The organism is Serratia sp. A07 (genome assembly GCF_058725505.1).
This window is the reverse complement of record NZ_JBZXDO010000007.1, coordinates 103,587-117,428: the sequence shown is the minus strand read 5'-3', so window position 1 is coordinate 117,428 and position 13,842 is coordinate 103,587. Positions and strand designations below refer to the sequence as shown.

Genomic DNA, 13,842 nt, shown 5'->3' with positions numbered 1-13,842 from the left:
GAGGCAGACCATGAATAAAGACAACGTGAAATTGGCCATTGCGCCGATCGGCTGGACCAACGACGACATGCCCGATCTGGGCAAGGAAAACACCTTCCAGCAGTGCGTCAGCGAAATGGCGCTGGCCGGCTTCACCGGCAGCGAAGTGGGCAGCAAATACCCGCGCGATCCGGCGGTGCTGAAACCGATGCTGGATATTCGCGGCATCCAGATCTGCAACGCCTGGTTCAGCACCTTTTTCGCCGACGGCCAGAAAGACAAAACCATCGATGAATTTATCAACCACATGAATTTCCTGCATGCCATGGGCGCCAGGGTGATCGGCTGCTCCGAGCAGAGCAAGAGCATTCAGGGCACCACCAAAGGCGTGTTCGAAGAGAAGCCGTACTTCAGCGATGAAGAGTGGCAGCGCGTGGCCGACGGTTACAACGAGCTGGCGAAGATCGCCGCCGGCAAAGGCATGCAGGTGTGTCTGCACCACCACATGGGCACCGGCATTCAGACCACGGCCGAAATCGATCGCTACATGAGCATGGTCAACGACGACGTCTACCTGCTGTTCGATACCGGCCATGCCTACTATTCGGAAGGCAGCCAGCAGGCGATGATGGCGATCCTGGAGAAGTATCTGCCGCGCATCAACCACGTCCATCTGAAGGACGTGCGCGATGAGGTGGTGGCGGAAGTGAAAGCCAACAAGCTGAGCTTCCTCGACGGCGTGAAGAAGGGCACCTTCACCGTGCCGGGTGATGGCGTGATCGACTTCAGGCCGGTGTTCAAGCTACTGGACGAGCGCGGTTACAAAGGGTGGATGGTGGTGGAGGCCGAGCAGGATCCGGCGCTGGCCAACCCGTTCGAGTATGCGGTAAAAGCGCGCCGTTATATTCGGGAAACCGCCGGCATTTAAGCGACGAGGGTTAATCATGATTAAGGGGCGCCAGCGCCCCTTTTTTGGTGGCGGCGTGTTAGCCGCCGAGCGTTTGCCAGGTTGCGACCTGGCTGCCGGGCCACGGCGTGGCGGCATGTACGCCACGGGCGATCGCCCGGGCCAGGGTGTCCGCCGCCAGCGCGCCGATCTGCAGCACCGCCAGTTCGCGGCTGCCCTGAACCTCGCGCTGCCCGGTGGACAGGGCGAACACTACGTCGCCGTCAAACGGGCTGTGCAGCGGGCGGATGGCGCGCGCCATGCCGTCTTGCGCCATGATGGCCACCCGTTTCAACTCCACCCGCGTCAGCGCCAGGTCGGTGGCGATGCAGGCCAGGGTCGTGTTCTTTCTGCCGCCCTGCGGCTCTTGTTCCATCCAATCTTCGCCCTGCGCGCGCAGTTGTGCCAGCGCCGCTGCGCCGCCGTTGCCGAATTCACCGTCAATTTCATAGGGGGTCGCCCAGAAGGCGCGGGTGCCGGGTGCGACCACCGCACCCAAACTGTTGACCGCCACCAGTGCGCCGACGGTAGCGCCATTGGCGGCAATGATAGATGCCGAGCCGAGGCCGCCTTTCAGCTTACCCATGCCGGTCATGGCACCGTAGCCGGCGCCGACGGTGCCCAGCGGAAAGTCCAATCCGGCCTTGCCGACCGCCTCGATGCCCAGTTGGCGATACGGCGGCGTGAGCTGCCAGTTTTTGTCGCCGCCGTTGGCCAGATCGTACAGGCAGGCGGTGGGCACGATAGGGGAGACCGGCACGCCGGGGGCCGGGCGCAGCGCGTAGCCTCGGCCCTGTTGCCCCAGCCAGGCCGCGACGCCGTCCGCCGCCGCCAGGCCGTAAACCGAGCCGCCGCTGAACGTCAGCGCATCGACGGTCTGTACCAAATTGTCTTCACCCAGCGCGTCGGTTTCCCGGGTGGCGGGGCCGCCGCCGCGCACGTCCACGGCGGCGATCGCCGGGCTGTCCGGCAGGATAACCGTCGTGCCGGTACGTATCCGGCTGTCTTGCGCCACGCCGACCTTCAGGCCCGGCACATCGGTAATCAGGTTGCGGGCGCCTGGGCGCCCGGCGGCGGAAGTTGGCATAGCGGCACCTAACGGGGTGAGAGGAGAGAATATGCCGACGGCGGCGGTCAGGCCGGCCAGCGCTTGTAAAAAGGTTCGGCGGTTGATGCACAGGGGCCGGCGCAGCGGCCCCCGTGGGTGAGGACGATTACGCATCGCCGTGCGGCTGCCCGGAGCGCAAACGCGCCATATGGTAGGCGTCGACCAATACGCCGTCGCGCATGGCATAGGCGCGACTGGTGCCCTCTATCTCGAAACCGAATTTGCGGTACAGCGCAATGGCCGCCGGGTTGTCGGTGAACACCGTCAGCTCGATGCGCTCGATGGCCGCCCAGTTGTCGCACAGGTCTATCATCGCCTGCATCAGGCGGCTGCCAACGCCTTTGCCGTGGTAGCGAGGATCGACGCCGATGCCGAAGGTGGCCACGTGGCGGCGGCGCACGCGCTGATTCAGCATGACGGCCAGCTGGCCGGCAAGCTGCCCGTCGATGAAGGCCGCCAGGTTATGCGTGCCCGGCTCGGGATTGGCGAGGCGCTTCTGCCAGGACTCGACGGACGGTAGCGGGAGCTGCAGCGTATCGCGATAGACGGGCGTCTGAGAATAAAGATGATGCAGGGCTTGCGCATCCGTCGTTTCCACGTGGCGTATCACGATCTCGCTCATCTCGCTGCTCCTGTTGCTTACCGGTTGAATAACCTCTGAATTTATCCGTTTACTGCCTTGAGTCAATATTATTTGAACGGGTCAAAAAAAACGCTTTACAGGTGCGAATGATAATGATTATTATTGCGATGCGTTCCGGGGAGGGCATCAACCCTTGATACTCTCGCTGCGAAGGCACGACATTGCTCACATTGCTTCCAGTGTTTACTTAGCCAGCTCGGGTGCTGGCTTTTTTTTTGCCCTTTTTCAACCGCTTCCGCCTTCAACAAATCCGTTGCCCATCTGCCGCTTCATTCCATCGAAATTTTTGAACAGAGGCATGAGTTTTTTACGCTTTCTTATTCTGCCCGCAGGACTAGACTGTAAAAAAACATTGAGGAGAGTTGAATATGATTTATGTACGTAAAGCGGAAGACCGCGGCCACGCCAATCATGGCTGGCTGGATAGCTGGCACACCTTCTCTTTTGCCGACTACTACGATCCGAACTTTATGGGGTTCTCGGCGCTGCGTGTGATCAACGAAGACGTGATCGACGCGGGGCAGGGTTTCGGTACCCATCCGCATAAAGATATGGAAATCCTGACCTACGTGCTGAGCGGCACGGTGGAACATCAGGACAGCATGGGCAACAAGGAGCAGATCCAGGCCGGCGAATTCCAGATCATGAGCGCAGGCACCGGGGTGCGTCACTCCGAGTACAACGCCAATCAGGATCGTCCGTTGCACCTGTACCAGATTTGGATCATTCCGGATCAGGTCGGGCTGGAGCCGCGCTACGAGCAGCGCATGTTCGACGCGCCGCAGGGCCGTCAGCTGGTGCTTTCGCCGGATGCGCGCGACGGTTCGCTGAAGGTGTTCCAGGATATGACGCTGTCGCGTTGGGCGCTGAATAAAGGCGAACAGGGTGAGTACCCGATCGCCGCCGGCCGCCGCATTTGGATCCAGGTGGTGCGCGGCAAGGTCTCGGTCAACGGCCAGGCCGCCGGCATCAGCGATGCGTTTGCGGTGTGGGATGAATCGGCGCTGACGATCCAGGCCGACGAAGAGAGCGAAATCCTGCTGTTCGATCTGCCGCCGGTGTGATTAAGCGGTAAATTTCAAGGGCTCACGATGTGAGCCCTTGAGGTTAACGACAAGCCTGATGACGTTGCCCGCCTGAAAGCCGGCAGCATATAAAAACAAGGAAAATCAATTTATTGATTTTCGGCTGACAATCACAAAGGGGAAAAACCACGCTTTTTCCCCTTTGTCACCGTATGAAGGGCTCACGTTGTGAGCCTTTTTGCGTTGGCCGTCGCATAACCGACAATATCGGCCCGCCGTTTTTTTTGCTAAAATGACTGCCCATTCACGGTTAGTCAGTTCATTGATAATGAAGAAAAAACGGCCGGTACTCCAGGATGTGGCGGACAAGGTGGGCGTGACCAAGATGACGGTGAGCCGTTATCTGCGCAATCCCGACCAGGTTTCTGCCGCCCTGCAGCAAAAAATCGCCGTCGCGCTGGATGAGCTGGGCTACATCCCCAACCGCGCGCCGGACATCCTCTCCAACGCCACCAGCCGGGCGATTGGCGTGCTGTTGCCGTCGCTGACCAACCAGGTGTTCGCCGAAGTGCTGCGCGGCATCGAAAGCGTCACCGACGCGCACAACTACCAGACTATGCTGGCGCACTATGGCTACCTGCCGGAGCGTGAAGAAGAGCGTCTGACCTCGCTGCTTTCTTACAATATCGACGGCCTGATCCTGTCTGAGCGCCATCACACGGCGCGCACCCTGAAAATGATCGAGGTGGCGGGCATTCCGGTGGTGGAGCTGATGGACTGCGTCTCGCCGTGCATCGATCTGGCGGTGGGCTTCAACAACTTCGAGGCAGCGCGCCAGATGACCCAGCAGATCATCGCGCACGGCCACCGTCACGTGGTCTATTTCGGTGCCCGTCAGGATGAACGTACCCTCATCAAGCAGCAGGGGTATGAGCAGGCGATGCGCGAATCCGGCCTGGAACCTTACAGCATCATGACCGCGCGTTCTTCCTCCTATTCCGCCGGCGGCGAGCTGCTGCGCCTGGCGCAGCGCGACTATCCGCAGATCGACAGTATCTTCTGCACCAACGATGACCTGGCGATCGGCGCGGCCTTCGAGTGCCAGCGGCAGGGGCTGTCGATCCCGCAGGACATGGCGATCGCCGGTTTCCACGGCCATGATATCGGCCAGGTGATGGTGCCTAAGCTGGCCAGCGTGCTGACGCCGCGCGAACGCATGGGGCAGATCGGTGCCGAGCGTTTGCTGGCCCGGCTGCGCGGCGAAACGGTGTGCCCGCGCATGGTGGACGTCGGTTTCACCGTGATCCCCGGCGGCAGTATCTGAGCCATTTTAACGTTCTGTTTTAACACCCTTTCTTTTTGCAGCGCGCCCTGAGGCGCGCGGGTTATCCCGCCTGTAAGCCCGCCGGTCGTTGCCGGCATAAGTTTGATCTCTGTCCCAGAACGCGAATTTTAGCCGCTTACCCGGTTCCGGCGCTCATGTTGTTACCGGTATCATGATACCGGTAACAACGAGCGTGCGGTCATCTTGCTGCAAGACTGAACCTCTGAATCAACAACACCTACAGCTCTTCTTAAACACCGGGAAAGAGCCTAAAAATAAAACAACCGCACGCTTTACGCCTATCGTAAAGAGAGTCGCGATAAAAGGTTGGAGAAAAATTATGCCATTAGTGATTGTTGCAGGCGGCGTAGCGCTGCTGCTGCTGCTGATGATCCGCTTCAAGCTGAACGGCTTTATCTCTTTGGTGCTGGTTGCTCTGGCGGTCGGGATCGCACAGGGTATGCCGGTCGATAAGGTCATCGGCTCCATCAAGGCCGGCGTGGGCGGCACGTTGGGCAGCCTGGCGCTGATCATGGGCTTCGGCGCCATGCTCGGCAAACTGCTGGCGGACTGCGGCGGCGCACAGCGCATCGCCACCACGCTGATCGACAAGTTCGGCAGAAAACATATTCAATGGGCGGTGGTGCTGACCGGCTTCACCGTCGGCTTCGCGCTGTTCTACGAAGTGGGCTTCGTGCTGCTGTTGCCGCTGGTGTTCACCATCGCCGCCTCCGCGCGCATCCCGCTGCTGTACGTCGGCGTGCCGATGGCCGCCGCGCTGTCGGTGACCCACGGCTTCCTGCCGCCGCACCCGGGCCCGACGGCCATCGCCACCATCTTCCATGCCGACATGGGTAAAACCCTGTTGTACGGCACGCTGCTGGCGATCCCGACGGTGATCCTGGCCGGCCCGGTTTATGCCCGCTTCCTGAAAGGCATCGACAAGCCGGTGCCGGAAGGCCTGTACAACCCGAAAACCTTTACCGAAGCAGAGATGCCGAGCTTTGGCGTCAGCGTCGCCACGTCGCTGGTGCCGGTGATCCTGATGGCGCTGCGCGCGGTGGCTGAAATGGTGTTGCCGAAGGGCCACAGCCTGCTGCGCTTCGCCGAGTTCTTCGGCGACCCGGTGATGGCGACCCTGATCGCCGTGCTGATCGCTATCTTCACCTTCGGCCTGAACCGCGGCCGCACCATGGATGAAGTGATGGGCACCATCACCGACTCGATTAAAATCATCGCCATGATGCTGTTGATCATCGGCGGCGGCGGCGCCTTCAAACAGGTGCTGGTGGACAGCGGCGTCGAGCAGTACATCGCCGGCCTGATGGAAGGCAGCAACGTTTCGCCGATCCTGATGGCCTGGTCGATCGCCGCCGCGCTGCGTCTGGCGCTGGGTTCCGCCACCGTGGCGGCGATCACCGCCGGCGGCATCGTCGCCCCGCTGATCGCCACCACCGGCGTCAGCCCTGAGCTGATGGTGATTGCGGTCGGTTCCGGCAGCGTTATCTTCTCGCACGTTAACGATCCGGGCTTCTGGCTGTTCAAGGAGTACTTCAACCTGAGCATCATGGAAACCATCAAATCCTGGTCGGTGCTGGAAACCATCATCTCGGTGTGCGGCCTGGTGGGCTGCCTGCTGCTGGCGACGGTCGTATAATCGTTATCCGACGCCCTGCGGGGCGTCGGCGTTCCAGAGTATCTTTATCAGTTGGGACGCATTTGGCGCGCTCGCGCCAGTTCCCATAAGGGCATGACACAATGAGTAATCCGCAGAATCACGTATTTATCCTGATGGGGGTGTCCGGCAGCGGTAAATCCGCCGTGGCCAGCGCCGTCGCCCGGGAAGCCGATGCCGCCATGCTGGACGGCGATTACCTGCACCCGCGCGCCAACATCAACAAAATGGCCGCCGGGCATGCGCTGGACGACAACGATCGCGCTCCGTGGCTGGCTGCGCTCAACGACGCCATCTTCGCCATGCAACGCACCAATCCGGTGTCGCTGCTGGTGTGTTCGGCGCTGAAAAAAAGCTATCGCGACCGCCTGCGCGAAGGCAATCGCAACCTGCATTTCCTCTACCTGAAAGGGGATAAAACGGTGATTGAGGAGCGCCTGAAGCAGCGCAAAGGCCACTTCTTCAAACCGCAGATGCTGGTTTCGCAGTTCGCCACGCTGGAAGAGCCGGGCGAGCAGGAGCCGGATGTGCAGGCGATCGACATCAACCAGCCGCTGGACGGCGTGGTCGCCGACACGCTCGCCTGCATCAACCGCATCACCGCCCGCTAAGCGCGGGCCGTCGTCGGCGCCGTCAGGCGCCTACAGCTTCATGTAAGCCCGCACGCCGTCCAGGAACATCTGGGTCGACAGCATCACCAGAATCAGCCCCATCAACCGCTCCAGCGCGCTGACGCCTTTGCTGCCCAGCAGGCGCAGGAACAGGTTCGACATCAGCAAAATGGCCGCAGAGAGACCCCAGGCGATCAACAGCGCCGCCACCAGATGGGGCAGCTGATGCGGATACTGGTGCGACAGCAGCATCAGCGCTGCCAGAATCGACGGCCCGGCCACCAGCGGGATCGCCAGCGGCACCAGGAAGGGCTCTTCGCCGGCGGACAGCCCCGAACTGTTGCCCTCCTGAGACGGGAAAATCATCTTGATGGCGATCAGAAACAGGATGATGCCGCCGGAAATGGAGACGGTTTCGGTACGCAGGTTGAGGAACGCCAGAATTTTCTCGCCGGCGAACAGGAAAATCAGCATCAGCAGCAGGGCGATCAGCAGCTCGCGGATCAGCACCACCCGGCGCCTGCGCGGCTCCAGGTGCTTGAGCACCGACATGAAAATCGGCAGATTGCCCAGCGGATCCATAATTAAAAACAGCAATACCGTAGCGGAAATCATCTCTGTCATGGTGACCTCGTGATCGGGAAAACGCCTCGGCCTTTCCGGCCGCGTCCTTGCCTATAAGAAGGATTGCTGAGAAATCCTCAGCCATCGAATAAATTCACTTTGCGCCCGCGCCGACATTTTGTAAGGTGAGGAGATATTGCACACAACTCGTTATCACCTACATAGCCCTTATCCGGGCGGGAAACAGATATTATGAAAAACGTTGGTTTCATCGGTTGGCGCGGAATGGTCGGCTCGGTTCTCATGCAACGCATGACGGAAGAGCGCGATTTCGATGCCATTCGCCCGGTCTTTTTCTCCACCTCGCAGCACGGTTCTGCCGCGCCGGCCTTCGGCGGCCAGCAGGGCACGCTGCAGGATGCGTATGACATCGACGCGCTGAGCGCGCTCGATATCATTATTACCTGTCAGGGCGGCGATTATACCAACGAAGTGTATCCTAAGCTGCGCGCCAGCGGTTGGCAGGGTTATTGGATCGACGCGGCCTCTTCGCTGCGCATGCAGGACGATGCCATCATCATCCTGGATCCGGTCAACCACGCGGTGATTCAGCAGGGCCTGGACAAAGGCATCAAAACCTTCGTCGGCGGCAACTGCACCGTCAGCCTGATGCTGATGTCGCTCGGCGGTCTGTTCGCCAACGATCTGGTGGAGTGGGCGTCGGTCGCCACCTACCAGGCGGCCTCCGGCGGCGGCGCGCGCCACATGCGCGAACTGCTGACCCAAATGGGCATGCTGCACGCCGACGTGGCGAAGGAACTGCAGGACCCGGCCTCCGCCATTCTGGATATCGAGCGCAAGGTGACCGAGGCCACCCGCAGCGGCAAACTGCCGACCGATAACTTCGGCGTGCCGTTGGCCGGCAGCCTGATCCCGTGGATCGACAAGCAGCTCGACAACGGCCAGAGCCGTGAAGAGTGGAAAGGTCAGGCGGAAACCAACAAGATTCTGAACACCGGCAGCGTGATCCCGGTCGATGGTCTGTGCGTGCGCGTTGGCGCGCTGCGCTGCCACAGCCAGGCGTTCACCCTGAAGCTGAAAAAAGACGTGTCGCTGCCGGAAATCGAGCAGATGCTGGCGACGCACAATGACTGGGTGCGCGTGATACCGAACGACCGCGAGCTGACCATGCGCGAACTGACGCCGGCGGCGGTGACCGGTACGCTGAATACGCCGGTTGGCCGTCTGCGCAAGCTGAATATGGGGCCGGAGTACCTGTCGGCGTTCACCGTGGGCGACCAGCTGCTGTGGGGCGCGGCCGAGCCGCTGCGCCGCATGCTGCGCATCCTGCTGTAAACCCGCACTTCCTGGGGGCTGGCTGATTTCAGCCCCCTAAAGCCTCATTTTTCGCTTTTTTGTTCGCCGCGCACCGCGCCGGGCAACGTCACCGCAAGCCTCGTTTCACCGGGCTCCACCCCGCATATCTCCTCGTCGGCCGCCGCATGCAGAAGCCGCCGGGCTGGCAGTTTTCTTAATGAAGAATTTTCCTGAGCAATGCTGAGCAGTTTTTAACAGACATTGGCTATGCTTAACGCATGGGCGAACAATTTTTCACCATGACTGAAATATTTCAAAAAATAAGCATAAAGAGCGAAATTCAGGTCGGCAGAGTAAAGATTGGTCAATAACCGACCGCAATCACGCTTTAGAGTCCGAATGCATTGCATGATGACCAAAACGGCCAAGGAATAACCAACAAGCCGTGCTTAGATCATGCTGTTAATCTAAGGAAGAAGACTATGCCTGTACTTCCCGATCGTGACGTGATTGATCAGATCATCTCCGGCCATTACGCCGATCCCTTTGCTCTGCTTGGCATGCATGCGACCGATAACGGTCTGCAGGTGCGTGCGCTGCTGCCGGATGCCACCGAGGTTTGGCTGATTGAGCAGCAAACCGGCCGGCGGTTGGCGCAGCTGAACTGCGACGATCCGCGCGGCTTCTTCAGCGCCGTGGTGCCGCGGCGCAAAAATCCTTTCCGCTATCAGCTGCAGGTCAGCTGGCGCGATCACCAACAGACTGTCGACGATCCCTACCGGTTCGGCCCGCTGCTGCAGGACATCGACAGCTGGCTGCTGGCCGAGGGCACGCACCTGCGCCCCTATGAACGCCTGGGGGCTCACCTCGCCACGCTGGATGGCGTCGACGGCGTCAGCTTTGCCGTTTGGGCGCCTAACGCCCAGCGCGTCTCGGTGGTGGGGGAGTTCAACTTCTGGGACGGCCGCCGCCATCCGATGCGTTTGCGGCGTGAAAACGGCATCTGGGAGCTGTTCCTGCCCGGCGTGCGGGCCGGCCAGCTGTACAAATATGAAATCGTCGATTGCTACGGCAATACCCAGCTGAAAGCCGATCCTTACGCCTTCGAGGCGCAGATGCGCCCGGACACCGCCTCGCTGGTGGCGCCGCTGCCGGAGGTGGTGCCGTCGACGCAGGCGCGCCGCCGCGCCAACGATTTTGACCAGCCGATCGCTATCTACGAGGTGCATCTCGGCTCATGGCGTCGCCACACCGACAACCACTTCTGGCTCAGCTACGGCGAGCTGGCGGTGCAGCTTATCGACTATGTGAAGGACATGGGATTCACCCATATCGAGCTGCTGCCGATCAACGAGCACCCGTTCGACGGCAGTTGGGGCTATCAACCGCTGGGGCTGTATGCGCCGACCCGGCGCTTCGGCACGCCGGCCGATTTCAGGGCGTTCGTGGCGGCGGCGCATGAGGCGGGCATCAACGTGATCCTCGACTGGGTGCCGGGGCACTTCCCGAGCGACGCCTATGGCCTGGCGAACTTCGACGGCACGGCGCTGTACGAATACGCCGATCCGCGCGAGGGCTTCCATCAGGACTGGAATACGCTGATCTACAACTACGGCCGCCACGAGGTGCGCAACTACCTGGCGGGCAACGCGCTGTATTGGCTGGAGCGCTTCGGCATCGACGCGCTGCGGGTCGATGCGGTGGCGTCGATGATCTATCGCGACTACAGCCGCGCCGACGGCGAGTGGGTGCCGAATTACTACGGCGGCAACGAGAACCTGGAGGCGATCGCCTTCCTGCGTTATACCAACCAGACTATCGGCCAGGCGCAGCCGGGCGCGGTGACGTTGGCGGAGGAGTCCACCGACTACCCCGGCGTCACCCTGCCGCCGGACGCCAACGGTCTGGGGTTCCACTACAAATGGAACCTCGGCTGGATGCACGACACGCTCAATTACATGAAGTGCGATCCGGTGCACCGTAAGTATCACCACAACCAGATGACCTTCGGCATGCTGTATGCCTATACCGAGAACTTCGTGCTGCCGATCTCGCACGATGAAGTGGTGCACGGCAAAAAATCGATCCTCGACCGCATGCCGGGCGACGCCTGGCAAAAGTTCGCCAACCTGCGCGCCTACTACGGGTTTATGTGGGCGCATCCGGGCAAAAAGCTGCTGTTTATGGGCTGCGAGTTTGCGCAGGGGCGCGAGTGGAATTTCGATACCAGCCTCGATTGGCATTTGCTGGAAGGGCTGGATAACTGGCACAACGGCGTGCAGCGGCTGGTGCGCGATCTGAACCACTGCTACCGGCAGCAGGCGCCGCTGTATGAGCGTGACTATCGCCCGGACGGCTTCGAGTGGCTGGTGGTCGACGATCACGACAACTCGGTGTTCGCGTTCGCGCGCTACGATTCGCAGGGCAATGAGCTGATCGCCATCAGCAACTTTACCCCGGTGCCGCGCTACCGCTACCGCATCGGCCTCTCCCGCGCCGGCGACTATCGCGAGATCCTCAATACCGATTCGCACCACTATCACGGCAGCAACGCCGGCAATCAGGGGCGGGTCTCTTCCGAAGCGGTCGGCAGCCACGGCCGCGACTTTTCCATCTGCGTGACGCTGCCGCCGCTGGCGACCATTTATCTGCTGCGGGAGGCGCCATGACGGAGCTGACGGCCGGCCTCGCCGCGCCGCTGGGCGCGCATTACGACGGCGAAGGCATCAATTTTACCCTGTACTCGGCGCACGCCGAGCGGGTGGAGCTGTGCCTGTTCGACGGCCAGCAGCGTGAGGTGCGCCTGCCGCTACCGGCGCGCAGCGGCGATATCTGGCATGGCTATTTGCCGGGCGGCAAGCCGGGACAACGTTACGGTTACCGGGTCTACGGCCCGTTCGACCCGGCGAACGGACAGCGGTTCAACCCCAACAAGCTGGCGCTCGATCCGGCCGCGCGCGCGGTGGAAGGGCCGGTGGCGGACCACCCGCACCTGCACGGCGGTTACGATCGGCCGGATCCGCACGACAGCGCCGAGCTGATGCCGAAATGCGTGGTGGTGGACCAATGCTATGACTGGCAGGACGATCGCCCGCCCGCCACGCCCTGGGGGCAGACGGTGATTTACGAAGCGCACGTACGCGGCCTGACGCTGCTGCACCCGAAGATCCCGCCGGCGCTGCGCGGCAGCTTCGCCGCGCTGGGGCACCCGGTGATGATCGCCCACTTCAAACGCCTCGGCATCACCGCGCTGGAACTGCTGCCGGTGCAGCAACATACCTCCGAACCGCGTCTGCAGCGGCTGGGGCTGATCAACTACTGGGGCTATAACGTGCTGGCGCCCTATGCGCCGGACAACCGCTACGCCAGCCTGAGCACCGACGGCACGCCGCTGAACGAATTTCGCGATGCGGTCAAGGCGCTGCATCAAGCCGGCATCGAGGTGATCCTCGACGTGGTGTTCAACCACAGCGCCGAGCTGGATATGGACGGGCCGATGCTGTCGCTGAGCGGCATCGACAACCAGAGCTACTACTGGCTGACGCCGGAAGGGGACTACGTCAACGACACCGGCTGCGGCAATACCCTGCGGCTCGATCAGCCGCAGGGCGTGGCCTGGGTGATGGACTGCCTGCATTTTTGGGTGCGGGAGTGCCACGTCGACGGCTTCCGCTTCGATCTGGGCAGCGTGCTCGGCCGCACGCCGGGGTTCGATCGCGATGCGCCGCTGTTCCAGGCTATGCTGGCGGACGATGTGCTGTCGCGCTGCAAGTTGATAGCCGAACCCTGGGACGTTGGCCCCGGCGGTTATCAGGTGGGGGCGTTTCCCGGCCGCTTCGCCGAATGGAACGACCATTACCGCGACGACATGCGCCGTTTCTGGCTGCAGAGCGGCGTGTCGCTCGGCCAGTTCGCCCGGCGTTTTGCCGCCTCCAGCGATGTGTACAACCAGCGCGGGCGAGCGCCTTACGCCACCGTCAACATGCTGACCGCCCATGACGGTTTTACCCTGCAGGACGTGGTCAGCTTCAACGAGAAGCACAATCAGCCGAACGGCGAAGGCAACCGCGACGGCAGCGATCGTAATTTCAGCAACAACCACGGCGTGGAAGGCCTGGTCGCCGACGACGCCATTGTGCAACGCCGCAGGGCCAGCCAGCGGGCGATGCTCGCCACGCTGTTGCTGTCCCAGGGAACGCCGATGCTGCTGGCCGGCGATGAACAGGGACACAGCCAGCAGGGGAACAACAACGCCTATTGCCAGGACAACGCCACCACCTGGCTCGACTGGTCCACAGCGGATGACGCGCTGACCGATTACGTCGCGGCGCTGATCGCGCTGCGCCGCCGGATCCCCGCGTTGCAACAGGACCGCTGGTGGCAGCAGGACGACGGCAGCGTGCAGTGGCTGAACGCACAAGGGCAGGCGCTCGACGCGCAGCAGTGGGAGCAAGGCGATCTGCTTATGCAGATCCTGCTGTCGCAGCGCTGGCTGCTGCTGGTTAACGCCACGCCGCAAACGGTGGAGATGAGGTTGCCGGAAGGCGATTGGCAGGTTGTCGCTCCGTTCACTCAGGAAGACTCACGGGCGGTGTTACCCGCCTGGCACCAGGACGCGCGCTCGCTTTGCGTTCTGGTACGGAAATAATA

Annotated in this window: 11 protein-coding genes; 8 read left to right on the top strand and 3 right to left on the bottom strand. The window is 61.7% G+C overall.

Annotated features, from left to right (window positions below):
• Window positions 1-10: 10 nt before the first annotated feature.
• Window positions 11-907 carry a myo-inosose-2 dehydratase gene (gene iolE / locus AC4PR2_RS10125; RefSeq protein WP_019455194.1) on the top strand — a complete coding sequence of 299 codons (897 nt, stop codon included), beginning with the start codon at window positions 11-13 and terminating at the stop codon, window positions 905-907.
• 58 nt (window positions 908-965) lie between these two features.
• On the opposite strand, the gene AC4PR2_RS10120 is transcribed toward iolE, so the two are convergent.
• Both AC4PR2_RS10120 and AC4PR2_RS10115 read right to left on the bottom strand, forming a co-directional pair.
• Window positions 966-2,147 (bottom strand): P1 family peptidase, encoded by a 1,182-nt coding sequence (locus AC4PR2_RS10120; RefSeq protein ID WP_337046898.1) that lies wholly within the window; start codon window positions 2,145-2,147, stop codon window positions 966-968.
• Window positions 2,140-2,655 carry a GNAT family N-acetyltransferase gene (locus AC4PR2_RS10115; protein ID WP_060441401.1) on the bottom strand — a complete coding sequence of 172 codons (516 nt, stop codon included), beginning with the start codon at window positions 2,653-2,655 and terminating at the stop codon, window positions 2,140-2,142. Before AC4PR2_RS10115 ends, AC4PR2_RS10120 begins: the two co-directional genes overlap by 8 nt.
• A 389-nt stretch (window positions 2,656-3,044) precedes the next feature.
• On the opposite strand from AC4PR2_RS10115, the gene AC4PR2_RS10110 reads away from it, so the two are divergent.
• The 4 genes from AC4PR2_RS10110 to gntK all read left to right on the top strand — a co-directional run bounded on the left by AC4PR2_RS10110 (window position 3,045) and on the right by gntK (window position 7,311).
• Window positions 3,045-3,740, top strand: a complete 696-nt coding sequence (locus AC4PR2_RS10110) for a pirin family protein (RefSeq protein WP_038873615.1) — start codon at window positions 3,045-3,047, stop codon at window positions 3,738-3,740.
• Between the two features lie 289 nt (window positions 3,741-4,029).
• The gene (gntR, locus tag AC4PR2_RS10105) at window positions 4,030-5,025 is read left to right on the top strand and encodes a gluconate operon transcriptional repressor GntR (protein ID WP_060424481.1); all 996 of its coding nucleotides are present in this window, start codon (window positions 4,030-4,032) and stop codon (window positions 5,023-5,025) included.
• A gap of 340 nt (window positions 5,026-5,365) precedes the next feature.
• Entirely contained in the window at window positions 5,366-6,682 is a 1,317-nt protein-coding gene (gene gntT / locus AC4PR2_RS10100; protein ID WP_033636339.1) for a gluconate transporter, read from the top strand.
• Window positions 6,683-6,783: 101 nt separating this feature from the next.
• On the top strand, window positions 6,784-7,311 hold the full coding sequence (gene gntK / locus AC4PR2_RS10095) for a gluconokinase (RefSeq protein WP_033649350.1): 528 nt from the start codon (window positions 6,784-6,786) through the stop codon (window positions 7,309-7,311).
• Window positions 7,312-7,341: 30 nt separating this feature from the next.
• Here the strand turns inward: gntK and AC4PR2_RS10090 are convergent, their stop codons facing one another.
• Window positions 7,342-7,935 carry a YhgN family NAAT transporter gene (locus AC4PR2_RS10090; protein ID WP_025159894.1) on the bottom strand — a complete coding sequence of 198 codons (594 nt, stop codon included), beginning with the start codon at window positions 7,933-7,935 and terminating at the stop codon, window positions 7,342-7,344.
• A gap of 192 nt (window positions 7,936-8,127) precedes the next feature.
• Here AC4PR2_RS10090 and asd point away from each other — a divergent pair, with 192 nt between their 5' ends.
• The 3 genes from asd (at window position 8,128) to glgX (ending at window position 13,840) form a co-directional block, all read left to right on the top strand.
• Window positions 8,128-9,231, top strand: coding sequence for an aspartate-semialdehyde dehydrogenase (asd, locus tag AC4PR2_RS10085; protein ID WP_016930397.1), 1,104 nt, complete (start codon window positions 8,128-8,130; stop codon window positions 9,229-9,231).
• Window positions 9,232-9,674: 443 nt separating this feature from the next.
• Window positions 9,675-11,861 (top strand): 1,4-alpha-glucan branching protein GlgB, encoded by a 2,187-nt coding sequence (glgB, locus tag AC4PR2_RS10080; protein WP_060441400.1) that lies wholly within the window; start codon window positions 9,675-9,677, stop codon window positions 11,859-11,861.
• The gene (glgX, locus tag AC4PR2_RS10075; RefSeq protein ID WP_060424485.1) at window positions 11,858-13,840 is read left to right on the top strand and encodes a glycogen debranching protein GlgX; all 1,983 of its coding nucleotides are present in this window, start codon (window positions 11,858-11,860) and stop codon (window positions 13,838-13,840) included. The genes glgB and glgX overlap by 4 nt, the downstream gene beginning before the upstream one ends.
• The last annotated feature ends 2 nt before the right edge of the window (window positions 13,841-13,842 follow it).

Coding starts and splice junctions, on each gene's coding strand:
- gntK (WP_033649350.1), top strand. CDS start 6,784: ATGAGTAATCCGCAGAATCACGTATTTATCCTGATGGGGGTGTCCGGC.
- AC4PR2_RS10110 (WP_038873615.1), top strand. CDS start 3,045: ATGATTTATGTACGTAAAGCGGAAGACCGCGGCCACGCCAATCATGGC.
- AC4PR2_RS10090 (WP_025159894.1), bottom strand. CDS start 7,935: ATGACAGAGATGATTTCCGCTACGGTATTGCTGTTTTTAATTATGGAT.
- AC4PR2_RS10120 (WP_337046898.1), bottom strand. CDS start 2,147: ATGCGTAATCGTCCTCACCCACGGGGGCCGCTGCGCCGGCCCCTGTGC.
- AC4PR2_RS10115 (WP_060441401.1), bottom strand. CDS start 2,655: ATGAGCGAGATCGTGATACGCCACGTGGAAACGACGGATGCGCAAGCC.
- gntT (WP_033636339.1), top strand. CDS start 5,366: ATGCCATTAGTGATTGTTGCAGGCGGCGTAGCGCTGCTGCTGCTGCTG.
- gntR (WP_060424481.1), top strand. CDS start 4,030: ATGAAGAAAAAACGGCCGGTACTCCAGGATGTGGCGGACAAGGTGGGC.
- asd (WP_016930397.1), top strand. CDS start 8,128: ATGAAAAACGTTGGTTTCATCGGTTGGCGCGGAATGGTCGGCTCGGTT.
- iolE (WP_019455194.1), top strand. CDS start 11: ATGAATAAAGACAACGTGAAATTGGCCATTGCGCCGATCGGCTGGACC.
- glgB (WP_060441400.1), top strand. CDS start 9,675: ATGCCTGTACTTCCCGATCGTGACGTGATTGATCAGATCATCTCCGGC.
- glgX (WP_060424485.1), top strand. CDS start 11,858: ATGACGGAGCTGACGGCCGGCCTCGCCGCGCCGCTGGGCGCGCATTAC.